Source organism: Rhodanobacter sp. DHG33, from assembly GCF_014843005.1.
Classification (GTDB): domain Bacteria; phylum Pseudomonadota; class Gammaproteobacteria; order Xanthomonadales; family Rhodanobacteraceae; genus Rhodanobacter_A.
Genome location: NZ_JACYXM010000006.1, coordinates 436755 through 460678 on the forward strand (window position 1 = coordinate 436755; position 23924 = coordinate 460678).

A 23924-nucleotide genomic window follows, 5' to 3' on the forward strand; every position below is an offset into this window, starting at 1 on the left:
TGAAACTTTCGAATTCTTTCTGTCCAGCGAGGCGGGCATGGCGGCAGCGGCACGTGGCATCGGTTGGGGCATCGTGATGCTGGCCGCGCTGTGGATGGTGGCGGCCAACGCCGTGCCGGCGGCTTCGGCGCCGCTGGAGCTGACGGTGAACAATCCGCTGCCGCTGGCCAGATATGGCGAGGTGTTGGCGCTGCCCCTGGCCGAGGTGCTGCAACGCCGGCCGCAGTGGCGCACGCGCACGCTGGCTGTGCGCGTGGCGGGGAGTTCCAGCTGGTTGCCCACGCAGGCGTATGCCAGCGATGGCGGCAAGACGCCGGATCAGTTGCTGGTGCAACTGGACATCGCGCCGAAGGCGACCGAGCCACTGGAAATCCTTCCCGCGCCCGCGTCGATGCCGGCACTCGCGAACCCGCTGTATGCGCGCCTCGTGCCCGAACGCGACGACGACTTCGCGTGGGAAAACGAACAGGTGGCGTACCGCATCTACGGTACCGCGCTGGAAAAGACCGGCCAGGTGTTTCCGGGCATCGACGTGTGGTCGAAGCGGCCGCCGCGGCACGTGGTGGATGCCTGGTACAAGCGCGACGCCGAAGGCCAGCGACTCAACGATCCCTCGCTGTCGTACCACATCGATCACGGCGACGGCCTGGACAGCTACGACGTGGGCCACACGCCCGGCGACGGCGGCACGGCGGGATGGCTGGACGGCGCGCCGGTGGCTACGCGCAACGCCTCGCAGGTGCGCATCACCGCACAAGGGCCGGTGCGGCTGCGCTTCGAGGTGGACTATCCGCCGTGGCGCGTCGGCAAGGCACTGCTGCATCAGCACAAGGTCATCACGCTGGATGCCGGCTCGCACCTCAACCGCCAGGTAGTGACCTGGCGCATCGAAGGCGCGCCGCGCGCCACCGTGGCCGCGGGTGTGGCGGTGCATGCCGGCGCCGATCTCGTACACGATGGCGCTGCACGGATTGCCGTGTGGGACACGCCGCAGAAGGCCAGCGCGGGCCATATCGCCACCGCGCTGCTGCTGGCGCCGGATGAAACCGCGCGCTACGCAAGCACGCATGATGCATCGTGGGCATTGTTCGACGTGACCGACGGCAGCGTCATCCGCTTCGCCTCCGGCTCCGGCTGGTCACAGGGTGACATGCCGGACTTCCACGCATGGCAGTCATATTTGTATGATTATTCGATGCGCTGGTCGAACCCCTTGCAGGTGCACTGGCCGCACAGCCGTCCTTGACGACATCCACGAGGAGTACGCCATGCAACGTCGAACCTTCCTGCGCCTGAGCGTGCTGACCCCATTGGCGCTGGGCGCGGGGTGGCGCATCGACAGTGCGGACGCCGCCGCGGCCGCGATCGGCATCAGGCCGGATGGCAAGCCGCATCGCTTCGAGCTTTCCGCGCAACGCTTCCTGCTCGACGGCAAACCGTTCCAGATCATGAGCGGCGAGATGCACCCGGTCCGCATCCCGGCCGAGTACTGGCGCCAGCGCATCCGGATGGCGAAGGCGATGGGGCTCAACACCATCGCGGTCTACCTGATGTGGAACGCCATGGAATCCGAGCCTGGCGTGTTCGACCTGCACGGCGGCAATCGCGACTTCGCGAAATTCATCCGCCTCTGCCAGGAAGAGGGCATGTGGGTCTACCTGCGTCCCGGCCCCTACGTCTGCGGCGAATGGGACTTCGGCGGGCTGCCGGCGTACCTGCTGCGCCATCCGCACATTCGCGTGCGCGACAAGGACGATGCCGACTACATGGCAGCGGTGCGCCGCTACATCGCCACTGTCGCGCCAGTGGTGAAGCCGCTGCTGGCGGAGAACGGCGGCCCGATACTGATGGTGCAGGTGGAGAACGAATACGCGTCGTTCGGCCACGACCTCGCCTATCTCGAAACGATCCGCACGCTGTGGCAGGCGAACGGCGTGCACGGGCCGTTCTCGATCTCCGACGGACTCAGCCAGGTGCGTGAGGCGAAGACCTATCTGCCTGGCGCCGCGCTGGGCATCGATGGCGACACCGACTTCGCGGGCGCGCAGGCCATCGCAGGTGAACTTCCGGTGTGGATGGGCGAGGGTTATCCCGGCTGGATCACCCACTGGGGCGACAAGGATTTCGCGCGCGGCGATTTCGCCGGCACGCTGGCCAAGCTGCTGGCCGAAGGCCGCTCGTTCAACATGTACGTGGTGCACGGCGGCACCAACTTCGGTTTCGGCGCGGGCGCCAATGCGGACAACGACTATTCGAACTTCCAGCCGGTCATCACCAGCTACGACTACGGCTCGCCCATCGACGAACACGGCGCGCCCACGGCGGACTATCACACCTTCCGCAAACTGATCGCCGCGCATTCGGCACAGCCGCTGCCCGAACTGCCGGCGGTGCCGCCGATGGCGAGCTTCGCCACCGTGACGCCGCAGCCGCACGCTTCGCTGTGGGACAACCTGCCGGCTGCACGGCAAGTGCAGCGGCCGCAGCCCAACGAGCTGCTGTTCGCGCAGGACCACGGCATGGTGCTGTATCGCCGCGCCGTGAAGGGCGGCGGCGAACTGGCGCTGGACGGCGTGCGCGATTACGCCACGGTGTCCCATGGCGGCCGCTATGTGGATTACGTCTCGCGCGTGAAACACGCCGGACTGCACACGGACAACAAGCTGCGGCTGCCGGCGAGCCAGGGCGACGCATCGCTGGAAATCCTCATCGACAGTTTCGGCCACGTGAACTTCGGCCAAGCCATGGCGGACCGCAAGGGGCTGGTCGGTGGCGCGCAGCTCGACGGCAAGCCGCTGGAAGATTGGGAAGCGGTGAGCCTGCCGCTGGACGATACGTGGCTGGCCTCCCTGAGGCCGCTGGGCAGCAAACCCGCGCGCCCCGGCGTGTTCTTCAAGGGCGTGCTGTCGCTCGCGCAAACTGGAGATTGCTACATCGACATGGCGGACTGGGCCAAGGGCTACCTGTGGATCAACGGCCACCTGCTGGGCCGCTACTGGAGCATCGGTCCGCAGCAGCGGCTGTATTGCCCTGCGCCGTGGCTGCGCGCAGGCGACAACGAAGTGCTGGTGTTCGACATGCACCGCACCGAGGCTGCCGCGATCCGCAGCGCGGCTTCGTTGAGCGGTTGACCTTCATCCGCGTTCGCGGGAGCGCACGAGTGCGCTCCCGCGAAGAGTGTGCCTCAGGCCTTGCCGTGGAACAGCTCGCGTCCGATCAGCATGCGGCGGATCTCGTTGGTGCCTGCGCCGATCTCGTACAGCTTGGCGTCGCGCAGCAGGCGACCCGCGGGGAACTCGTTGATGTAGCCGTTGCCGCCCAGCGACTGGATCGCCTCCAGCGCCACCTTCACCGCATTGGTGGAGGCGTTGAGCAGGCAGGCGGCAGGATCGATGCGCGACTTCACGCCGCCGTCGAACTGCTGCGCCACCATGTAGGCGAAGCCGCGCGAGGACTGCAGTGCGGTGTACATGTCGGCCACCTTGGCCTGCATGATCTCGAAGGTGCCGATCGGCGCATTGAACTGCTTGCGCTCGCGCACGTAGGGCAGGGTGAGGTCCATCGCTGCCTGCATCAGGCCGATCGGGCCGCCGGAGAGCACCAGGCGTTCGGTGTCCAGGCCGCTCATCAGCACGCGCACGCCTTCGTTCACCTCGCCCACGATGTTCTCGGCGGGGATTTCGCAATCCTCGAACACCAGCTCGCAGGTGTTGGAGCCGCGCATGCCGAGCTTGTCCAGCTTCTGCGCGGTGGAGAAACCCTTCATGCCCTTCTCGACGATGAAGGCGGTCATGCAGCGGCTGCCGGCGGGACGCGGCGCGGTGCGCATGTAGACCAGCAGCACGTCGGCGTCGGGGCCGTTGGTGATCCACATCTTCGAGCCGTTGGCGACCCACACGTCGCCCTTCAGCTCGGCCTTGCAGCTCATCGAACCCACCACGTCGGAGCCGGCGCCCGGCTCGCTCATCGCCAGCGCGCCCACGTATTCGCCCGAGCACAGCTTGGGAATGTACTTCTGCCGCTGCGCCTCGTTGCCGTTGTGGAAGATGTTGTTGACGCACAGGTTGGAGTGCGCGCCGTAGGACAGGCCCACCGAACCCGACGCGCGCGAGATCTCCTCCATCGCCACCATGTGCGCGAGGTAGCCCATGCCGGTACCGCCGTACTCGGTCGGAATGGTCATGCCGAGCAGACCCAGATCGCCGAACTTGCGCCACAGGTCGGCGGGGAACAGGTTGTCGTGGTCGATCTGGGTGGCGCGCGGTGCGATCTCCTTCTCGGCGAAGGCATGCACGGTGTCGCGCAGAAGGTCGATTTCCTCGCCGAGCGGGAAGGGGCGCATCGCAGGCTCCTGATCAAAGGATTCAAACCGCAAGATGGTAGCGCAGCGCGGCGGATTTACCCTGACGCGACGCACCAGCGGCGCGCCCGGCCGGCTGCCGCCCAGGCATGGCGAGGCCTGGGCATCGCATTGAGGGCCATCGATATGCAAGCCGCGGGAAAAGGAGCCGCCGTCCGAGCGCGATGCGCCTCCGGTTCTGCAAAATGACGAAAATGGCCGCGTACCTTGGCCAAGAGCCCTGGCACGAAGGCCTTCGGCAGCAGCATTATTGGAACAATTGGAATCCGCTGGATCGGCTGCTCGGTCCACTCCGCCAACATTCAAAAGGATGGTCGATCGTGTCTTCTGCCAATGCCCAGCCCGTGACCGCCAAGCTGACCCAATCCGCCATCTTCCTGACGGTGACCATCAAGCCAGGGGCCGAGAACGATGCAACGGTGCGTGATCTGTGCGCCGACTTGTCATCGCTGCTGCGCGGGGTGGGGTTCCGCAGTCCGGAAGGCCGCCTGTCCTGCATCATGGGATTCGGGTCGGATGCCTGGGACCGCCTGTTCGGTCAGCCCAGGCCGGCGGAACTGCATCCGTTCCGCGAAATCCGCGGCGTGCACCATGCCGTATCCACGCCGGGCGACCTGTTGTTCCACATCCGCGCCATGCGGATGGACCTGTGCTTCGAGATGGCCGGCGCCCTCATGGACCGGATCGGCGACATCGTGACCGTGGTCGACGAGGTGCAGGGCTTCAAGTATTTCGACGAGCGCGACCTGCTGGGTTTCGTCGACGGCACGGAAAACCCGGTTGACCAGGCTGCCGTCGATGCGGCCGTCATCGGCGACGAAGATCCCGCCTTCGTGGGCGGCAGCTACGTGATCACGCAGAAGTACCTGCACGACCTGCGCAAATGGAACGCGATGCCGGTGGAATACCAGGAAGGCGTGATCGGCCGCAAGAAGCTTTCCGACATCGAGTTCGCCGACGCGGCCAAGCCTGCCTACGCCCACAACGTGCTGACCAACATCGAGGAAAACGGGAAGCAGCTGCAGATCGTGCGGGCCAACATGCCGTTCGGCGAATTCGGCAAGGGCGAGTTCGGCACGTATTTCATCGGCTATGCCCGTTCGCCGCGCCGTATCGAACAGATGCTCGACAACATGTTCGTGGGCTTGCCGCCCGGAAACTACGACCGCCTGCTCGACGTGAGCACACCGGTCACCGGCAACCTGTTTTTCGTTCCTTCCGCGGATTTCCTGGATGACGTGGCGGAAGGCGCTGCGACGTAACTCGCGCGGATTGCCGGCACTAAAGTTACCTGTGTCGGGAAGGGCGTTGGTTTGAGGCGCAGTCGCAGTGCGCGAGGCACACCACGATATGTCGAGTGCTCTGGGTTCTCTCTCGGGCGGTTAAGCGCCTTTACGATCAGCGTGACGCGCGGCGATTTGACGAGGGGAGGCCCTCCTCGCACTGATTGCCACCCTGATAGCAGACAGGGTGGTAAATGATATTTCGTCGATTGATCTGGATCGGGAAGCCGTCATTGCGGTTTCCCACCGGTGATTTTCCAATCGCGCTTCCAAGACGGAGTTCACACCGCTCCGATACTGCAGTTCTTGCCGCATAGCCTCGCTGTGTCGGTCATTCAACTTCATGCATACGATGCGATGTGTATACAGGTGCGGGCAGAAGGCCTGCCCGGTGTGCAATGGGATAACGCGGCCCTGGCAGCGCCCGATAACCCTAATGCCTACTGCCCCAATGGCATGCCCTGGGCAGGGGCCTGGGCATGGATGTAAGACGGCAGTTGATTGGCTTGCTGGATCTGATGGATGGAATGCTGCGGGTCGGGCGAGGGCGTCTTCACGTCCACGGCGACCGGAGGCCGGGGCTCGGTTGTGGTCATGAAGTGCATGATGCCGCGCTGCTCGTCGTAGGCAATGGGGCCGATGTTGGCGTGGGTGATGCCGCCGGTGTGGCAGGCTGCGGTGAATTGCAGCAGGCGTTGTTCGCTGGCGTCCGGGATGCGCTCGTGCAGTTCCCGGTAAAGCGCGTGATTGGGACTTGCCGCATGGCGCGGATCGTCATGCGTATAGGGCGATCCCGTCGCAGGGCGGGAAGGCGGGTGCTGCGGTTGCGAGACGGTCGCAGGCGCCGCGTCGTGCCCGAACCACTGCCCCGGATGTGTCAGCTTGTCGTAAGCGTGGCCGACCGCGTGCTCGGCAACATCGGCGCCGTGTGACACCGCTTGTTTGGTGTTGTTGTAGGCCTGCGAGGCCGCGTGCTCGGCGGTGACGATGCCTTGCGAGACGGCTTGCCGGGTATGGTCGTAAGCCTTCGCGGCGGTGTGCTCGGCAGCCTGCACGCCATGGGTCACGGCTTGTCGGGTGTCGTCATAGGCCGTGGTGGCCGTGTGTTTGGCTACATCGATGCCGTGCGACACGGCCTGTTTGGCATGGTCGTAGGTCTGTTCGGCAGCATGGCCGGCGTTTTCGACTGCCCGATACGTACCGACGGCGCCGTTGACGAGATGGATGACACCTGCCTGGACCTCGGGGCTGTGGATGGCTGCGTCGATGGTTCGTGCGGCACCGTGTGTTCCGCGTTCGATCGCCTGCTGGGCCGTGTGCAGGCTGTTCGCGGCGAGGTCGCCTACGGCATGTGCCACTTGTCCCTGCAAATGCGCGGCCTCACCGGCGATGGCGCCTGCCAGCGGTGCGATAGGATTGACGGGCGCCATCGCGTCGCCAGCCTTATGCGCTGTCGTCGCCATATGCTCGAACTGCGACTGCACATATTGGCCACCCGCGTGCGCGACGTTGGTGCCTGTTTGCAGCCCATGTTCCGCACCCAGTACGACACCGTTCTGCTCGACCTTCTTCTGGATGAGTGGATCCACGTTCACCGTCAGGTATTCGTCCAGCTGCTTGCGGATGTCCGGTGGAAGTTGCGCACGGGCGTCATGGCCTTGGGCTTGGCGCAACGCTTCGGACAACTCGCCGCGCTCGCGATAGACATCGTTGCGATAGGCGTCGATGGCGGCCTTGTTGTCGGTGTAGTTTTTCTCGTATTGCGTTATGAGCTTCGGATCCAGCACGCTTGTCTGGTTGCTGTGCGGAGGCGGTGCGAAATGGGTGACGCTGTGATCGCCCAGGCTCATGGCGAGGAAAGGATTGGGCGGCTGCGCGCCGGCCGGTGCATCCAGATAGCGGCCGGCTTGCATGCTCTTGAGATCGTCTGGACTGGCGAGCGTTACTACCGATCCAACATGATGATTGGCAGCGCTGACTACATCGCCGGCCATCACATAATCGGTGAGCTGACATCCTGGGGCGGGAGGCCCATCGGTCAGGCCTGCTGCGCCATAGGCGTTATAGGTCGAACCCCGCAGGCCGAATTTTGCGGCTTCGATTTCCGCCAACGTGCCGCCGAGCGAATGACCGGCAACCGTGATTTGATCCTTGGATATCCCGTGTCTGGCTGCCTTATCAATCATTTCGGCAGTGAATTTGTCAGCCGCCGATTTTTGTGGGTTGACTGCATCTCGCACCATCGTGGCGTCTACGGCAATATCTTGAATTGAAGTAAGGGTGTGACCCGTGATGTCTTTAATAGCAGGATCGGTACCTCGATAAGCGATGATTATTTCGCCTGTATCCCTGCTGCGGTATGCCGTAGCGTGAAATCCAGTGATTTGGTCGTCCTTGTAACCGAATACCGTATATTTGCCGCCATCCAGATCGACAAGATTATTCTGATTGTCAATATCGCCTTGTGAGCGATTTGTATATGCATCGCTTGCCGCCGCGGCGGAAATCTCGGGTTTCGGGTTCACGGCGTGACTTCCTTGACTGTGACAATAATTGGAAAGAAGGCGCCTGGATCCTTGATGTATTCAGGGTTTTTCTCGGAAAAATCCAATGCGCCGTCGCCTGACAGCGATTTGTCCAGAAATTCGCTTTTCTTGAAATATTCCGTTTGTGGCCCCTTGGCCAAGGCATCCTGCAGCCATGTGGCTGCTCCGAATGTCTCGCCATGTGTGGTGAAGATGGGCGTCACCCCAGTCGCATCCCAGTGGCAAATGCCCAGGCCGAAGTAGTCCTCGTCTCGCAAGGCGTCTCTATAGAAGTAACCCTTCCAGGTGTTGCCGTCCACCCGAGTCATTTCGAAATCGTGCCCGACATTTGGCACGTTCTGGCCGCCCGTAAATGAGCCGCGTGGCACGCATTCACGATTAACGACTTCGTATGCAATGTGTCCCTTGACCGAGTCCCAAGAGCCGGGTGCATCCACCGTGGCCGTGACTTCATAGCGCTTGACCGGATTTGGGTTCTTTTTTGGGTTGGTGGGGTCGCCGTGTGTCATGGAGCATCCTGTGATCGAGGCCAGGGTGATGAGCAAGATGGTGCATTTTTTCATGATGGGTGCCAACGTTATTTGGTCCTGGAGCGCGAGAGCCTTGTACGGTCAGCTAGAGAACGGCCGGCACGTAGACTTCATGCTTGCAAGTTACGGCGTAACCTCTTTGACAGTCGTGGTGACCAGGAAGAAAGCATCTGGATGCTTGGCGAGTTCAGGGTCGTTGGAAGCAGTCCCATAGCCGCCGTCTTTTTGTGATTTATTTAGGAAATCACTTTTCTTGAAGTACTCGATGTATGGAGTGTCGCTGCCCAGCCCAGAGCTTGGGACAAAGTTTTCCCCGTGCTTGGAGAAGGCGGGTGATGCTTGGATCACATCCCAATGGCAAACGCCCAACCCAAAATAGGCTGCATTCTGTAAGGCATCCCGATAGAAATGGCCTTCCCAAGCGTTGCTGCTGACACGAGTCATCTCAAAATAAATGCTGATGTTCGGCACGTTCTGGCCACCTGTGAACGAGCCTCACGGCACGCACTCTGGATTGGTGACTTCGTAGGCAATGTATCCCTTGACCGAATCCCAAGGCCCCGGTGCATCCGTCGTAGCCGTGATCTCGTAGCGCTTGATCGGATGCGAGTTCTTTTTCGGGTTGGTGGGGTCGCCGTGTGTCATGGAGCATCCTGTGATCAACGCCAGGGCGAAGAGCAAGACAATGGAGACCTTCAGGGTAGGTATGCTGACGTCGTTCGAGTTTGGAGCGAATAAAGGCATGATGCATGTGATCCATCACCACGTGTCGATGTTCCATCGATTGAATTGGATTAACTAATCTTGCCGAAATTCTTTAGCACCATGGGGGCGGCAAACCGCTCCTATTGCGACAGCCATGCCGTAGCCTGCTCGCGTTGCGGCCGGACGATATTTTTTTCATGGATTGACCCGGAGGTGACACCTCGCGCCATCGTCTCGATTTTTGCGGGCGCCATCCCTGCTCTCTCCTTGAGGGCCTTGTCCTTGAAGAACCAGTTCTTGTGGGCGCGGATGGGCTTGCAACCCTCGTAGAAGATGATTTCTTCGTCCTGCGGCAGTTCCTTGATCTCCTGGGGCAGGAACAAGGCGCGCTTCTCCTCGTTGTAGCTTACCGATACCTGGTGGCTGTCGCGGCCACGGCCACGGCTGGTGCTGCGTTGCTCTCTACGGATGGTCTTGTAGCCGAGCATTTCGCTGTATTCGTTGGCGTCGGCCTGCTCGCGCGGCGCGAATACGATCTGCGCACCATGGTTGGTGATGAAGTTCTGCGCGTCGTTGTCACCGTAGGCAGAACGCAATTGCGACCGGCTCTGAACGATGCACAGGTCGCGCACGCCGTAGCTGGCCGAGATCGAAATGCGTTTGGCCCATACGTCCACGCGACCCATGGCGGTGAATTCGTCCATCAGCATCAACAGCTGGTATTTGAGGTCGGGCTCCTCGCCCAACTGCTTGCCGAGGTTGGCGCCGATCACGGTGCTGAAGAAGATGTTCAGGAGCTTGCTGCTCTCGTCCAGCTTGTTGGTAGGGATGATGACGTAGAGGGTGGTGGGGCGCTTGCGCAGCGCGTTCACGTCGAAATCCGTGGCATTGGTGGCGGCGGCGAGGATCGGATTCAGGAACTGCTGCAGCGGCGCCTGCACCGTGGCGATGACCGAGGAGAAGGTCTGCTCGGCAAGGCCAAGAAGGTTGCCGAATACGGTACGGGTCTGCGTACTGACGCAGGCATACACGGGATCGTTGAGGATCTGCTGCAACGTTTCCCTGGTGCTCTTGCCGCTCGAACCACTGGAGAGGCGGAGGATGCGCTCGAGGCTGGGAAACAAAATCGATGTATTCGGATCGGGCCGCATCGACGCTGGAGCGCCCGCTTGCTGCTGCGCCTGCACCTGGGCATCCCAAACCTCGAACATGAAGGAAGCGAAGGCGGCGAAAGTGGCGCGTGACTGGCTGGTCCAGAATGGGTCCTTGCCGGTTTCATCCGGATACAGGATGGCCGCCATGGTCTGTATTTCGCCGAGGCGCTTGCCGGGGTCCATGCCGGCCATGAGGGACATCGGATTGAAGCGATGGGTATTCCCTGCATCGTCGTAAGGCGCCCACACGCGGATGGCATGGCCTTGCGCTTCCCGCCAACCGCTGGTGGCCTTGAACAGCTCTCCCTTGAGGTCGAGCACCACCATCGACTGGGCATAGGAGAGCAGTACGGGAATCGCGATGCTGGTGGTCTTGCCGGAGCGCGTGGGGGAAATGGCGATGGCGTGCTGGGCGCCGTTCAACCACAGATAGCGCCCCTTGTACTTGCCGACAAGGATGCCCTGCGGAGTCTGCGCAAGCAGCCCGGCTTTCTTGAGGTCGTGCAGGTCGGCGAAGCGTGCATCGCCGTGCAGCGATTCGCCCTTGCGCCGGGACAGGGGGATCAGCAGGAGCAACCACGCCAGCAAGGGCAGGCCGAAACCGAGGCCGCCAGCCAATTTGATCTTGCCGGCATAAGGCATGTACTGCGGCAGGCTGGCCGCCTGGTAGTACTGCCACCAGGTGTTCCATGCCAGCGGCGAGCTCTTCAGGCCGAGCAGCCACAAGGTAAGCCAGTCGGCGAGGTAGAGGCCGCCGAGCAGGGCGGCCACGAGCAACGTCACCGCGAAAAGCAATTTTCCTTGACTCATCCTTCAATGCCTTGTCGAGCGCTTGAATGGTGGCGCGTGAATCGAAGCGTGGTGCGCGATGAGAATGCAGTCGGGAAATACATCCGTTCTGCGTCTATTCCGTAGACGAGACATTCCAATAGAAGCACGCAAAGGCGGTTGCTTGTAGGCGATACCGGTTAACCAAGCTCAGCCCGCAGGCTCGTGTAACTGCATGCAAGGCAAACGCCCGGCCTGATCAAAGGGCGACGTGGCGCCGTGAAATGCAAGTCGATGTGCGAATCAGGGGCTGTAACCCCATTCCGCAATGATGGCGTTGAGGATGGCTAGATTGGAGGCGACCTGAGCACCTGGGCACGACATCAGATACCGCCTTCGCCAAGCAGCGGTCGCGCCGCTATTGAAGTGTGGAGACCACACTTGCATGGAGTGGAAGTAGGCAATGGGGGCAGTGCAGGCAGGTCCTCCCGTGGCGCCAGAGCCCGAGATGCCCGCCATGCATGTGTAGACCGAACAAGGATCCACGCCCTGGGCATGCACGGTGTCGATGGTCAATCCAGCGGCACTGATGGCGATGGCTGCGAGCAGGCTATTCAGTTTCATGACATAACTCCATGTGCTTGTTCATTGGGAGTAGAGCGGCGACTCGAAGAGACAAGGCATCGTGCACGGATACGCTGGTTTCACGGACGAGAGAGCGGCATCTGCTCTGTGGTCGACCTAGACATTCAAGGTGGGGGACGGGTCTGGCTGGGGTGGTGGTACGACAGCAGGCTGTATCCGGGGAGATGGATCTGCTAAAGCCGCCGCGGAACTTTGGGCCATCGTCGTATGCACGGCCGTAAGCGTATCGACAGATCCGTACTTCGCTATTTCCATTGGCGATGTCGGGTTCTGGGCGATGTAGACCCGACTGCCGTTGTCACCGAGGGTCACCTGGTCGATGCGTGTCATGTGCTCATGCTTGGCCTCAACGACCAACGCCGCTGCCAGGTTGAGGCTTTCCTGGGTCGTTGAGCGGCCCTGCTTTGCATCAAGCGCATGCACGCGGTTCAATGCTTGTTCGTATAAGGCGTGATCGGGATGACGCGAGTCGGTCAGGTCGTGGGCAGTTTTTTGTTGCGAAAGTGCCGAGTGCATGGCCTGCTGGGTGAGGGGTCCGGCCTTGCCATCCACGGTGAGATGATGGTCGTGCTGGAAGCGTTCCACGGCATGACGTGTACCGATGCCGAACTGGCCGTCCACACCTTTGGGATCGAGGTAGCCCAAGCCTGCAAGCGTGGCTTGCAAGTCGTGCGTGGACTGGCCGTGCGAGCCTTGTTCGAGGGTGTGGCTACCCTGTGTGGTATGCGGGTGGGGGGCGTGAGTGGACGCCATTCGTTCGTGCGAAGCCGTCGAGTGGGTAACCGCTCCCCACGCTTCATTGGGTGTCATGCCCTTGGCGATGTCGGCCTGATATTCATTACGCATCGTGTTGAGTGCGCCGGCGATCTGGCCGGAGGTAATCGACGAGTGGTTGTTGCCGTGCTTTAGGTAAGGTGCGTAGGGTTTGCCGGGCGTGTCCGGGTCTTCGACGCTGGCCCATTCTTGGCAGGCGGCTTTCTGTGCGGCATGCAGCGTCGCGCCCGGTTCGCCCTTGATGTATGCCTCAATTTGCGGTCGCTTCCCGGCAATGAGGTAATCGGCAAAGATGCGCTCTTGCAGTTCCGGGGTGAATTTCTGGTCCGGATCGAGCTTCAGCCGTTTGGTGGCGTCATCCATCGTATCGGGAATGATCTGGTATTTGCCTACGGCAAACAGCCGATGAGGATCGTGTCGCCCCAAATGCTGTGCCGCCTGGATTTCACCCAGTGTCATCTGTGAAAAATCGATGGTCTGGCCGCGCGAATCCCCCGCATTGCCGCGGTTGAAGGAGTTGTAATTACCCTCGCCCTTGCTGATCAGGTCGCCCAAAGGGTTGCTCATGCCGCTCTCCTTTTGCATGTTGTGCGCGGCCTGAAGGCGCCGGCACCTGGGGTTGCCTCGTTACTTGCAACTATTTGGATACTTGCCAGTCCGTCACGCTCAACCGCGAATCATCGCCGGATACCTTCCAGTCGCTGATGGATCCGGAAGCCCTGAGTGTCAGGTGTTGACGCGCGCGCGCGAAGTGAGTCACTGCATCACCGCCGTCGCTGTAGGCACTCAACTCGGGTAGTTCGTCGCATATCCGGCAGGCCGTTAGATCCGGTGTGCCTTTGCACAGCGCTTCGTTCGCGCCGACATTTGCCTTGCACTGGGCATCTTTTTCTGGCTCCCAGCCATGCGCGAGAAGTGCCTTGCGCGCATCTGCGTAGGCCATGTCTTTTTTTAGCAGGCTATCCAAGGGAGGTGCCGCCGACTCGACGGGCGCAATCGCGGGAGCGCTCGAGGAAGAGGGTTCACTCGATGTCGAAGCGGCTTGCGTGTTTGACGGCGGGCTGGAAGACCCGCACGCGCACAGTAACGCGCTTGAAAAAAGCGCAAAACCAGCATAGCCAAGCAATAGTTTCGTCATGGACATGATTATTGGATCCGGGCAGGGAGGCTGCAGGCGGAATAATAGACATGGCAATTGGTCGTGCCGGCGCTACAAACCTTGAGTCCATCTTCACTCGCCTGGGCGATCGTGGCAGCCGAGCTTGCGTTGATTTTTCCATCGCCGATGATCACGGCGCCGCACTGGTTGTGGAAGGAAATTAAAATCTTGCATTGAGTGCCTCCCTCGTTCTGGCACTGGTTCATAGCCAGGGACTCGACACTTGCCTGATCCACGCCGTTCATGGAGGCACCGAGTTTTCCAAGCTGATTGTCCGTTGCGATGGCCCCCCATTGGTCGGCCCACCGCGCCGGGGGCGCAGGAGCGGCGGATGGTTGCGTGGATTGCTGTGGTTGGGGTCGATAATTGGGATCGCAGCCTGACCAACCTTGTCCTTGTACGGGAACACAATCCACGCCGGCTTGTTGCGCGTGTGCGGCGGGGAGGACAAGGAGGCCGCAAGCCATTGCGCCAGCCAAGACAAAGATGCGGAACATGGGAGCCATGTCTTCTCCTCAACTACCGGACGGTGGCTTGTTGGCTACAGGAGCGTTGGCGTATTGCGGATTGACGCGGACGCCCGGCTCGGATGTTCCTATTTGCCGAGCCTGGACGAGGCTCGGGTTATTGAACGCGCTGCTGTTGGCCGTCTGTTGAGCTATCGAATGTTGCTGATAATTGACCGGAGGTGCATACGATCCTGCGCCATACGATCCGGGCGGCTGTCCCTGTGGGCCGGGTCGGGAGGCGGCTCCATTAAAAGCAGAGTAAGCCATAAAGCTACCCAAAGTAGTCTGGAAGAAATTGCCAGCCATGGGCGGTACAGAAATGACCAGCATAGTCATCAGCAGTCCGATGCCACCCTGTTCCAACGCTTGAGTAGACAAGCCTTCGCTGCTGGAACCAATCAGGCCGTTGATGAAGTTGGAACTCCACAAGGCTGTAGCAGCGCGCAGGGTGACTTGCAGCACGATTGCCGAAACGAAGCTGAGCATGGCCAGTGAGAAGAGGGTGGCCAGGCCGTACATCAACCACTTTTCGAACAGAGCCTTGGTCTTGTTGAAGATCAGGCAAAGAATGAACAACGGCCCCAGCCCCACGAACAAGGCAATGGCGAAGTTGTAGAGCAAAAGCAGCGCGCCGACTGCCATGGGCGGGCTGGCGGTACCGAAGATGGCGAAGTCTGCCGCGCGTGCCTTGTCGGAAGTGGTCTGCACGTCACCGGGTGCAGCCTGTACGGCGTCAATGGCGGCCATGGCGGCGACGGTCTGGGCCAGGTTTTCGTTGATGCTCTGCTGGATGGTGCTGTTGCTTCCAGTGAACATCTGATTGAGATCGGTGGGTATCTCGTTGGTTGCCAGATTGTGCAGGCTGCTGCCGAAGATCGACATGGACGTGGCCACGGTGACGATAATCACGATGCGGGCCATGTTCACGACAACAGCCATCAGCGGTTCACGCAGTGTCCCAGTGATGACGCGGTAACCAACGCTCATGACCCAAACAGTCAACACCAGAAGAGCCGCCGCGGATACCACAGCCATCATCTGATTCATGAGATGAGTCATGAAGTTGTTGATGGCCGTGTTGATGTAATTGTAAACCAGTACATAGATGGCGAGGTTCATGGTGTATTCCTGTCCATAACCGGTGCAACGACTATCCGTGGCATGGGCGGTAGCAAGGTGCCGCGATGCTTGCTGCGGGTATTGGAGTTAGTCACAGCGATGGCTGGTAAGAGAAGGCGGCAGTGAGCGCTGTCGCCTGAACCGCCTGGCCGATCAGATCAGGTTTGGCTTTCAAAGCAGTTTGCCCAAGCGTCGATTGCATGCTCTGCAGCGAGCTGATGTATGCATCGTCCGCATCCATCTGCGTTTTCCACTGGCTCATGGCATCAGCCAATTGCGCGCTGTAGCTGTTGATCTGGGTTGTGGCTGAGCTGCTTTCGCCCAAGTTGGAAAAGGTGTTCGCCAAACTGGTGAATTTTTGCACCGCCGGTATATTCGAATCGAGCTGGTTCATCATCTCCACCGTCCTGTTGTATTTGTCCACTTGGGTGTTGATGATCGCGGCGCAAATAAGTTGCTGGTTACGGGTGATGGAGGACTGGTTTATCAATGAAGTTACGCTGTTCAGAAGGTTGCCGACGATGCTGCCTGCACTGCTGTTGCAGTTGGCCTGAATCAGGGAGTCGGCATCGATGGGCTGCATGGTGTTTGGCAGGATGCTGAAATTCGTACCCAAGTTCATGACCTTCGTGAGCATCTGCTCGTACTGCTGAACCTGGGTTGCGTACTGCTGCACCTGTTGCGCGTATTGCAGGGCTTGTTTGGCGTAGGACAGGGCCGAATCGGCATGACTCGATGTCATGGAACCCGGGTCATGCACAATCACCTGGGCGGCAACGGGCAACGAAAGCAAAGTCCCCGCGACCGACAACCCGATGGCAAGGGCGGCGCTGCGCCCGGTGGAACGAGACATTGTCTTGCTCATGGCGTTTTCCTCACTCGGCCTTGGCTCAGGTTGATTGGATAGTGGTGCGCGCGGGTTGGGTAGGACGGGTCGGTTGGGTTGGCCTGGCCTTCCCGCTGCCCTTGCGGTTTTCGTAGAACGCATTCAGCCACTGTTCGGGGCGCAGGTCGTCCACGCTGACGCTGGCGGCGGCGGCGCGCTCTTGTAGCACCTGGTGCATGATTTCGATGTTGTCGGTGGAAGCGGAGATCACCGACAGTGCGTTGTCCATGCCGCGCAGATTCAGTTGGCACACGGCACTGGCATGGCCTTGCTTGACGAGGAAGCAGCGCGAGCGCTCGTCCAGGCTGACCACGACCTGGTATTCGGCTTCGGTAAGCTTGAGGCCTTCCACGTAATCCTCGCGGCTGGCATTCGGATTGGGCAGCAGGATCATCGTGGCGGTCTGCTCGATGAGCGCGGCGGCGATGTCGCTGGCCAACGCGTCTTCCGGGCTTTGGGTAGCGAAGATGCCCAGGCCGTTCTGCTTTCGGATGGTCTTCTGCTTGTTCTTGGCGAACTCCTTGAGGCCACCCTTGCCGTCGAGGATCTTCCAGAATTCGTCCATCACGTAGATCAGCGGCCGGCCATCGATCAGCGCTTCCAGTCGATGCAACAGGTAATTGATCACCGGCACGCGCACTTCGGGATTGTCGATGATGTCGGTGTAGTCGAAGCCGATGATGTTGGCTTTCTGCAGGTCGATGGTGTCGACGGGGTTGTCGAACACCCAGCCCAGCGAGTTGCCTGCCGTCCACTTGCGCATGCGGACGTAGAGGCCGTCGTCGCCCATGTTGGGCAGGCTCTTCTGGAAGTTCGTCATGTTGCGCAGGCGCATGGGCGTGTCGAGCATGCTTTCGACGGCGCGGAAAATGTCCTCTTCCTCGCGCGAGCTATAGACGCTCTTGCCGGCCAGCACCTTGATCAGTTCGGCCAGGAACTGCACGTTGGCTTCGGTGCGTTCGCAGTGGAACGGGTTGAAGCCGGTGGGTTGGCCATTTTCCAGTGCCAGGTAGTTGCCGCCGCAGGCGCGCACGAAGATCTCGGCACCACGATCCTTGTCGAAGAAGAAGATGGTGGGCGACGGCGTGTACTTCTGCACCTGGCTGAGCAGGAAGTTGATCAGCGCGGTTTTGCCGGTACCGGACTTGCCGATCACCATGGTATTGGCGATGGCCTTCTCGCCCAGCGAGTTCTCCGCAGGATGGGTGGCATGGAAGTTGAAGTAGTAGGGCTGGCCGTTGGTGGTCTGCAGCGTGGTGACGTAATCGCCCCAGGGGTTGTTCTCTTTCTTGCCCGTGGCGAAGTTGTGCAGCGGCGAGAGGCCGAGGAAGTTCAGCGAGCTGACGTTGGCCAGCCGCGTGCGGTATTTCCAATTGGCCGGCAGCTGCGAGTAGAACGAGGCGGTGACAGCGAGATCTTCTTTCACCGAAACAAAGCCGGCGTTGGAAAGTTCTGCGCGCGTGGCGGCGATCTGCTGCGAGAGGGTCTCCTGGCTTGGGGCGTAGACGGCAATGGTGAAGTGGTACTCGCCCAGCACGAAGTTGCCGGAGGCGAGCTGGTCCATGGCGTGATCCAGTTCCGCGATCTGGCTGAAAGCCTTGTCGCCGGAGGAGACCATCATGCCCTTGGTGCGGTCCAATGCCTTGAGCGCGTCATGACGACCCATGGGGCTGAACGAATGGGTGATGACGTATTCGAAATCGAGATACTTCAGGCCGTTGAGGATGCCCGGGTACGTGCCGTCCGTATATTCCTTGATGTTGAGGATGGCGCCGAATTGGTTGGTGCCGTCCGGCGACGTAATGACGAAGTCGCCGGTCTTGGCAGAAAAGCGGTGTTTGCTCACTGGCAAGTAGCTGTAGACCGGTGCGGGAAGCACAGGCACCGGCTCATCGATGCGATTGAGCAGGTAGCCGTAGAGTTCCAGCGGTTCCGAGAACACCACACCATTCTTGGCTTCGTACATGCCCAGTCGGTAGGGCGCGTAGTCTTTCAGCACGGCCTCGACGTTGCCTGCCAACTCAAGCACGGTATTGACGGCTTGCAGCTGTTCGGATTCCAGCCTGGTGACGTCGCTGGATTTCTCGGCGAAGCGTTTGCCCTCGACGATGGGCCGATAGATCAGGGTCAGGTACAACTCGTTCTGCATCAGCTTCTGAGCGGACAACGCGTGGTAATAAGCGTTCGACATGTCCTGGTTGAAAGTTTGCGCGAAACGGCTGCGATCCTTGAAGCGACGGCGGCGGCGCACGTCATGCACCCAGAACGCCACGTTCACGAAATCCGGCGCACGCAGGGTCTGCAGCATGCGGTTGAAAGTGTTGTGGCGGTGCTCGATGTCCCACTCCTCGCGCCCCACGAACGGAAGGCCGCCCAGGCGCCACACCATCAGGTAATCGCCACCCGTGGTCTTGAGCACGGTTGGTGATACATGGGTGGACAGCGGGACGAATTCGCTGATTGCGGTGTCGGGGATGAAGCTTGGCTTGGGCATGGCATGGGTCCAAAACGGCGCCCCGGAAATCCGGGGCGCCTTGGTGGCTTACGTTTTGTCTTTTGACTGGCCGCGGTAACTGTTGGGCGTGAACACCCACATCCCGTCGTGCTCTCGCAGGTTGCGGACCCGGGTACGGAACTGCAGCCGCAAGCCGAGCAATCGGAAAATCATTTCGTCGCGACGCGCCATCTGGCGCATCACGAAGATCACCGGCGGAATCAGCAGTAGGTAAAAGAAGTTGGTGTACACCGACAGCAGGAACACCCCGCCCACCGCGAAGAAAAACGGTATGTAGGGCACGCCCATGAACATGGGCGGGCGGGTGCAGCCGCGGAACAGCGCGTTCTTATGCATAGTAGCCAACGAAATGCGCAATCATCGCGTAGTGATCGACGGCATGCGTGACCATGGAGGTAGGCGCAGAACATGCGGACGAACCGGCGCTGGTCTTGAGGAACATGTTGGCAATCTGGCTGGCCGCGCCGATCAATACCGAGCCGATCAACACGGGGGCGACATCACCGATGCGCTTATGCGCGAAGGCGATCTGATAGCCGGAAAAAATTACCGCGATGGTCACCACCACGATGGAAATGGCATTGAGGATCTTGGTGACATTGGCGGCGAAGGTGCAGGTGGTGGAGATGGTTTCACCGGCATCCTGGCCGAATGCGATGCCCGGCACGATCAGAGCGATGAGCACGGCGAGATACAGGAAGGTGCCCAGGCGCGCGCGGCTGGAGCGGATGAGGCTGTCGGTGACGATCTGGTTCGGTGCCATGGCGGGATTTCCTTGGATGGGTGTGGAACGATGCGGCGCTCAGGGTTGCGTCGCTTCAGGGGAGGCTGCGTTGTATGCAGCCGGGTTCACTGCGGGACGCCTCGATTGTCGCGAGGCGGGTTTGCGGCCACATGGCCACCGACGCGGAATGGTGGATCCGCAGACCTGGATGAGCCGCATGAGCGATCGTGCGCGTCGCGGCTTCAGAAAACGAAAGCGGCATCGCCGGACTCCTTTGCATGGGCAGCAGTAACACTGGGTGTGGTGCTGGCGACCGCGGACGCCGCTTGCGGCGACGCCGCCGACTGGATGGCAGGGGCCGGAACCGCCGGAGGCGCTGGATCGTTCGGTCCCGTCACCTGCGGCACGAAGACCGAGGCGTCGGCCGCGGTGTTATTCGATGCGGCGTTGATCGGTGCACCGTTCGTTCGTGCGGAGGCCGGCGGGGCGGTCGTCGTTGGAGTCGTCGGTGGCATGGCTGCGACCTTCGACGTCTCCTGCGCCGCGACAGTTGCCGGCGACGAAGCTGGCATCGCGTTGGCCGGATCTGCGGATGAGGTCGCCACGGAAGGCGTATATGCCTTGGTCGAGAAGAACGACACACTGCGAATGGCCACGCGATAATCGGGGCTGCCTGGCGACGTTGCCGATATCCTGCTGGCGTCGTTGGCATTCCCGGTCGAAGTCACCGCCATGGATTTGAGGGGAATGGCTTGGGAGTCCCCTGCGCTGGCAACCACACCGTTGCCGCGGTTGATGGAGTCGTACACCTTCTGTACGTAGCCGTCGCGGTAGCCGGTGACGAAGTTCCCAGAGTAGTAGCAGCTGAAAGCCTTGCCCCAGTCGCCACCCGAGCTGGCGTAGCACGCGCTGAGTATCTGTGCGCCTGCGGCCAGGTTTGGGCATGCCTCGAAGGCCTTTTCGTAAGAGTCCAGGCCATACTTGCCGAGATTGGCACGATTCACCTGCGCCACGCCCAACGAGTAGTTGTAGCCCCTGGCGTCGAGCATGTGCACGGTGGCCAGCGCTTCGGCCAGATTCTTTGGCTGGCGTTCGAGCTGGCCGCCGACCACACCGATCGCATAGGGATTGGCGCCGGATTCGACATCGACGATGTGGCTCATCACCTCGGCCGACACAGCGAGGTTGGGGCAGGCCATCAATCCGATTGCAGCGAACATGATGCGTTTCCGGTATCGGTGTGTGGGTGGGTCAGGAGTGCGCGAAGCTGCGGGCCGGATCGAAATCGATACCCGTGATGCAGCGACGACCCGCGTGCGCCTTGATGTGCACGACGATGTCGATGGTCATCATCAATAGGCGCTTGATGGTGGCGAATTCCAGTCCGGCTCCTTCGTTGGATGCTTTCACCATCAGGGCGAGCTGGTCCCAGGTCTGTTCGGTGCTACCCGAATGGCAGCTGGTGATCGAACCGGGATGGCCCGAGGCGCAGTTGCGAATGAAGTAGAACGACTCATCGCCGCGCAATTCGGCCAGGATGATGCGGTCCGGCTTCATGCGCAGGCAGGCTTCCATGCAGCTCTTGGCGGTGACATTGCTGGTGCTTTGCCCGCCCTTCGAATAGAGCAGATGCACGACGTTGGGCTGTGCGATGAAAAGCTCGCGCGCGTCCTCGATCGTTACCAGCCGTTCGTTGTCGGGGATATGGTGCACCAGCGATTTCATGAAGGTGGTTTTGCCGCTGCCGGTGGCGCCGGAGACCACGATGTTCTTCTTGTTGAGCACCGCCTTGCGGAAGAAGTCCGCGTAATGGCGGCTGGCGCGCAGCTCCAGTAGTTCGCGATCCGCATCGCTGATGCCGCGGCCGACTTCCACGATCTCGTCGAAGAAGCCGTCCTGCTGGTACTGGTCCAGCGTTTTCGTCTGCTTGGAGGGCAGGCGGATGGTGATCGATGCCTTACCTGCTTCACAGGCCGGAGGTATCACGAACTGCGCACGCTCTCCGGTGGGGAAAGTCAGTGATACGACAGGATCGGTATCAGTGATGCGCTGGCCGGTATTGCTCTCGTTGACGACTGCGGTACAGAACTGGCGGGCTCGCTCGAAGGTCAAGGCCGGTACCTCGACCCGACGCCATGCCCCACGGCTCTCCAGATACAGTTCGCCGGGACGGTTGATGCAGATCTCGGTGACGTCCGGCGAGGACATGAACTCCCGTACCCCCAGTACCTCGTACTGGTAAGCAAGGAACTCGTTCGAGATGTGGGCGTCCAGTTCTTGCATGTCTGCTTCGAATCGCGTGGGTCAGAAACGGGCGACGACGCCAGTGAAATCGACGTCCTTGGCGACGTAGACGTAGATGATCGTGCCTTGGTTGAGGGTGACGGTGGCTGGGCGATTCGCGGAAGCCTGTACCGCCTGGTTGGCCAGGTTCTGTATGGTCTGCGCGGTATTGCTCTGGAACGGCTCCTCGGTTACCACGCCGTTGGTGATGGTGGTGGTCTTCGGGCCGTGCTCTGCAGCCTCGTAGCTGAAGGCATCGCTGAGCATGCTGATCAGCAATGCAGCACCGATGCGTTGGCCCCAGTGAGCGTTGTAATAGCCGGGGAGGCCTGCGCCGCCCAGGTTGTCGATGCCCGGGCTGGCCATGTTCACATCGATACCGTTGGGGGTGATGATGCGATCCCAGATCACTGCCACGCGGTCGCCTACCGGGCCCTTGTCGTAGGTGCCAAGCACCTTGGAGCCCTTGGGCAGAAGCAGGTGCTGCCCGTTGAACGAGTAGACCGGTTCGGTGACCAGACAAGATGTGTAGCCAGGGATGTCCGAGATGATGCGCGTCTCGAGCACGCAGCGGATGTAGGTCCCGCGCTGCATCAACGTGTCGGGATTGCGCAGCGGCTGAGCGCTGGTGACGTTCGAGTCATGCAAGCTGCCCGGTGGACCGATGACTGTGGCGGCGGGCGTGGTGGGCGGTGCAGCGGACAGATCTGCACCACCGGAACCCGTGTCTGCCGACGCGGCAATCCGGCGCTGCACGAGCGAAGGCGGCTGCACGACTACTGTCTGCGGTGCTGGTTGGCTTGGTGGGATAGGCAGCTGCTGCACCAAGGGAATGGCGGCGGCCTGCTGCGGCGCGGGTGCGGGTGCAGTTGGCTGCGGTAGGACCAGGGACTTGGGCGGTTCCGCCACCGTGACCTTTTCCTCGCTTGGCTTTGGCTGTTCGTTGCGGCTGCCGGTACCTGTGACCATCCAATAGGCGACAAACAGCAGCAGTACCACGACAGCACCCAGCAACAGCAGTGCGCGCTGGTTCATGCGCCTGAGGTCGTGCGACCGCAACTGGGGAGCGCCTGCATCGAGATCAGGTGCAGCGGATTGCTGGTAGCGGGTGGAATAAGGATTGCTGCCCAGCGGATCGGCCTGATTGCCTGACGTGTCGTGGGGCATGCCGCCCTCGCCGGGTTGATTGGGAGTATTGGAGTTCACTTCTGGGTGTTCCTTCGCAGACCCACGACATCGTCGCCGTGGCGGATGACCAGGTAGGGATACGTGCCGTGAACGACGATGGTGTTGCCCTCGACGGTGGTGTTCACCAGCGAGTCCTCGCCCTTTTCCTGTTCGCGCATGAAGACCGCGGGGAAGTCGCCGGTCGGGAACTGCTTGAGGTCACTCATCTTGATATAGGTGAAGTGGCCGTCATCGTAGACATTGACCGGCACCAACCACGGAGCCGCCTTGCTGCGAGTCGCGTAGTCGTAATTGAAGTTGTAGCTGCGATTCGGGACGAGGTTGGTGTCGAGCGGCGCTGCCTTGGCATCCTTGTGGATCTCCTTGGCGAAGCTGGCATCGGCCGGATAGTTGAAGGTGATCTTGTATTCCACGCCGTTGCGGCGAGCCTGGTCGAGCGTCTTCCAGTCGGTGGCGACAACCTTCAGTTCGAAGATGTAGGAGTGCGTCGCCGTGCGGATCATCATGTTGGTGTCCACGTCGACGTTCTTCGGCTTCAGATAGAAGACGTTGTCGCGCCGGGTGAGCTCCCAGCCGGAACTGAAACCGGTGCTGTAGTCGAGGATCTTCTCCTGCGGACTGAGCTCGATCTGTGTGGTGATGCCGAGACCGGTGCGCACCGGATAGATGCGGTCAGGCTGATAGTCGTACTGTTGCACGACCTGCGCACTTGCCAGCGTGGGTAAGCCAAGGAAGGCCGCGCACATGGCGACGGTCAGGCCGGGCAGGGTGGGTCG

The 23924-nt window shown here is 61.0% G+C and carries 22 protein-coding genes; 3 read left to right on the forward strand and 19 right to left on the reverse strand.

The window, feature by feature from the left end:
• Positions 1-37: 37 nt before the first annotated feature.
• Positions 38-1246, forward strand: coding sequence for a DUF4861 family protein (locus IHE46_RS13495; RefSeq protein ID WP_192165156.1), 1209 nt, complete (start codon positions 38-40; stop codon positions 1244-1246).
• A gap of 22 nt (positions 1247-1268) precedes the next feature.
• A complete protein-coding gene (locus IHE46_RS13500; protein WP_192165157.1) occupies positions 1269-3131 on the forward strand; it encodes a beta-galactosidase in 1863 nt (620 codons plus the stop codon).
• Between the two features lie 53 nt (positions 3132-3184).
• Here the strand turns inward: IHE46_RS13500 and IHE46_RS13505 are convergent, their stop codons facing one another.
• Positions 3185-4342 (reverse strand): isovaleryl-CoA dehydrogenase, encoded by a 1158-nt coding sequence (locus IHE46_RS13505; RefSeq protein ID WP_192165158.1) that lies wholly within the window; start codon positions 4340-4342, stop codon positions 3185-3187.
• Between the two features lie 338 nt (positions 4343-4680).
• Here IHE46_RS13505 and IHE46_RS13510 point away from each other — a divergent pair, with 338 nt between their 5' ends.
• A complete protein-coding gene (locus tag IHE46_RS13510; RefSeq protein WP_192165159.1) occupies positions 4681-5622 on the forward strand; it encodes a Dyp-type peroxidase in 942 nt (313 codons plus the stop codon).
• A 461-nt stretch (positions 5623-6083) separates the two neighbouring features.
• Here the strand turns inward: IHE46_RS13510 and IHE46_RS13515 are convergent, their stop codons facing one another.
• The 18 genes from IHE46_RS13515 to IHE46_RS13600 all read right to left on the reverse strand — a co-directional run bounded on the left by IHE46_RS13515 (position 6084) and on the right by IHE46_RS13600 (position 23894).
• Complete coding sequence (locus IHE46_RS13515) at positions 6084-8168, reverse strand: hypothetical protein (protein WP_192165160.1); 2085 nt, start codon at positions 8166-8168, stop codon at positions 6084-6086.
• A complete protein-coding gene (locus tag IHE46_RS13520; protein ID WP_192165291.1) occupies positions 8165-8698 on the reverse strand; it encodes a hypothetical protein in 534 nt (177 codons plus the stop codon). Before IHE46_RS13520 ends, IHE46_RS13515 begins: the two co-directional genes overlap by 4 nt.
• Before the next feature lie 144 nt (positions 8699-8842).
• Positions 8843-9190: a hypothetical protein gene (locus IHE46_RS13525; protein WP_192165161.1), complete on the reverse strand. Its 348-nt coding sequence runs from the start codon at positions 9188-9190 to the stop codon at positions 8843-8845.
• Between the two features lie 24 nt (positions 9191-9214).
• On the reverse strand, positions 9215-9364 hold the full coding sequence (locus IHE46_RS17020) for a hypothetical protein (protein ID WP_225563045.1): 150 nt from the start codon (positions 9362-9364) through the stop codon (positions 9215-9217).
• Positions 9365-9564: 200 nt separating this feature from the next.
• Positions 9565-11388 carry a type IV secretory system conjugative DNA transfer family protein gene (locus tag IHE46_RS13535; protein WP_192165163.1) on the reverse strand — a complete coding sequence of 608 codons (1824 nt, stop codon included), beginning with the start codon at positions 11386-11388 and terminating at the stop codon, positions 9565-9567.
• A 261-nt stretch (positions 11389-11649) separates the two neighbouring features.
• On the reverse strand, positions 11650-11970 hold the full coding sequence (locus IHE46_RS13540) for a hypothetical protein (protein ID WP_192165164.1): 321 nt from the start codon (positions 11968-11970) through the stop codon (positions 11650-11652).
• Between the two features lie 117 nt (positions 11971-12087).
• Positions 12088-13332 (reverse strand): peptidoglycan-binding protein, encoded by a 1245-nt coding sequence (locus IHE46_RS13545; RefSeq protein WP_192165165.1) that lies wholly within the window; start codon positions 13330-13332, stop codon positions 12088-12090.
• Positions 13333-13402: 70 nt separating this feature from the next.
• The gene (locus IHE46_RS13550; protein ID WP_192165166.1) at positions 13403-13909 is read right to left on the reverse strand and encodes a hypothetical protein; all 507 of its coding nucleotides are present in this window, start codon (positions 13907-13909) and stop codon (positions 13403-13405) included.
• 2 nt (positions 13910-13911) lie between these two features.
• Complete coding sequence (locus IHE46_RS13555) at positions 13912-14430, reverse strand: DUF4189 domain-containing protein (protein ID WP_192165167.1); 519 nt, start codon at positions 14428-14430, stop codon at positions 13912-13914.
• Positions 14431-14439: 9 nt separating this feature from the next.
• Entirely contained in the window at positions 14440-15552 is a 1113-nt protein-coding gene (locus IHE46_RS13560; protein WP_192165168.1) for a type IV secretion system protein, read from the reverse strand.
• A 91-nt stretch (positions 15553-15643) separates the two neighbouring features.
• On the reverse strand, positions 15644-16417 hold the full coding sequence (locus tag IHE46_RS13565; RefSeq protein ID WP_192165169.1) for a hypothetical protein: 774 nt from the start codon (positions 16415-16417) through the stop codon (positions 15644-15646).
• A 25-nt stretch (positions 16418-16442) separates the two neighbouring features.
• Positions 16443-18932 (reverse strand): VirB4 family type IV secretion/conjugal transfer ATPase, encoded by a 2490-nt coding sequence (locus tag IHE46_RS13570; RefSeq protein ID WP_192165170.1) that lies wholly within the window; start codon positions 18930-18932, stop codon positions 16443-16445.
• Positions 18933-18980: 48 nt separating this feature from the next.
• Positions 18981-19289 (reverse strand): VirB3 family type IV secretion system protein, encoded by a 309-nt coding sequence (locus tag IHE46_RS13575; protein WP_192165171.1) that lies wholly within the window; start codon positions 19287-19289, stop codon positions 18981-18983.
• Entirely contained in the window at positions 19282-19716 is a 435-nt protein-coding gene (locus tag IHE46_RS13580) for a TrbC/VirB2 family protein (protein WP_192165172.1), read from the reverse strand. The genes IHE46_RS13575 and IHE46_RS13580 overlap by 8 nt, the downstream gene beginning before the upstream one ends.
• Positions 19717-19919: 203 nt before the next feature.
• The gene (locus tag IHE46_RS17225; RefSeq protein WP_343230034.1) at positions 19920-20897 is read right to left on the reverse strand and encodes a lytic transglycosylase domain-containing protein; all 978 of its coding nucleotides are present in this window, start codon (positions 20895-20897) and stop codon (positions 19920-19922) included.
• A gap of 31 nt (positions 20898-20928) precedes the next feature.
• Positions 20929-21960 (reverse strand): P-type DNA transfer ATPase VirB11, encoded by a 1032-nt coding sequence (gene virB11 / locus IHE46_RS13590; protein ID WP_192165173.1) that lies wholly within the window; start codon positions 21958-21960, stop codon positions 20929-20931.
• A gap of 21 nt (positions 21961-21981) precedes the next feature.
• On the reverse strand, positions 21982-23166 hold the full coding sequence (locus IHE46_RS13595) for a TrbI/VirB10 family protein (RefSeq protein WP_343230035.1): 1185 nt from the start codon (positions 23164-23166) through the stop codon (positions 21982-21984).
• Entirely contained in the window at positions 23163-23894 is a 732-nt protein-coding gene (locus IHE46_RS13600) for a TrbG/VirB9 family P-type conjugative transfer protein (protein WP_225563068.1), read from the reverse strand. Before IHE46_RS13600 ends, IHE46_RS13595 begins: the two co-directional genes overlap by 4 nt.
• Between the last annotated feature and the right edge of the window lie 30 nt (positions 23895-23924).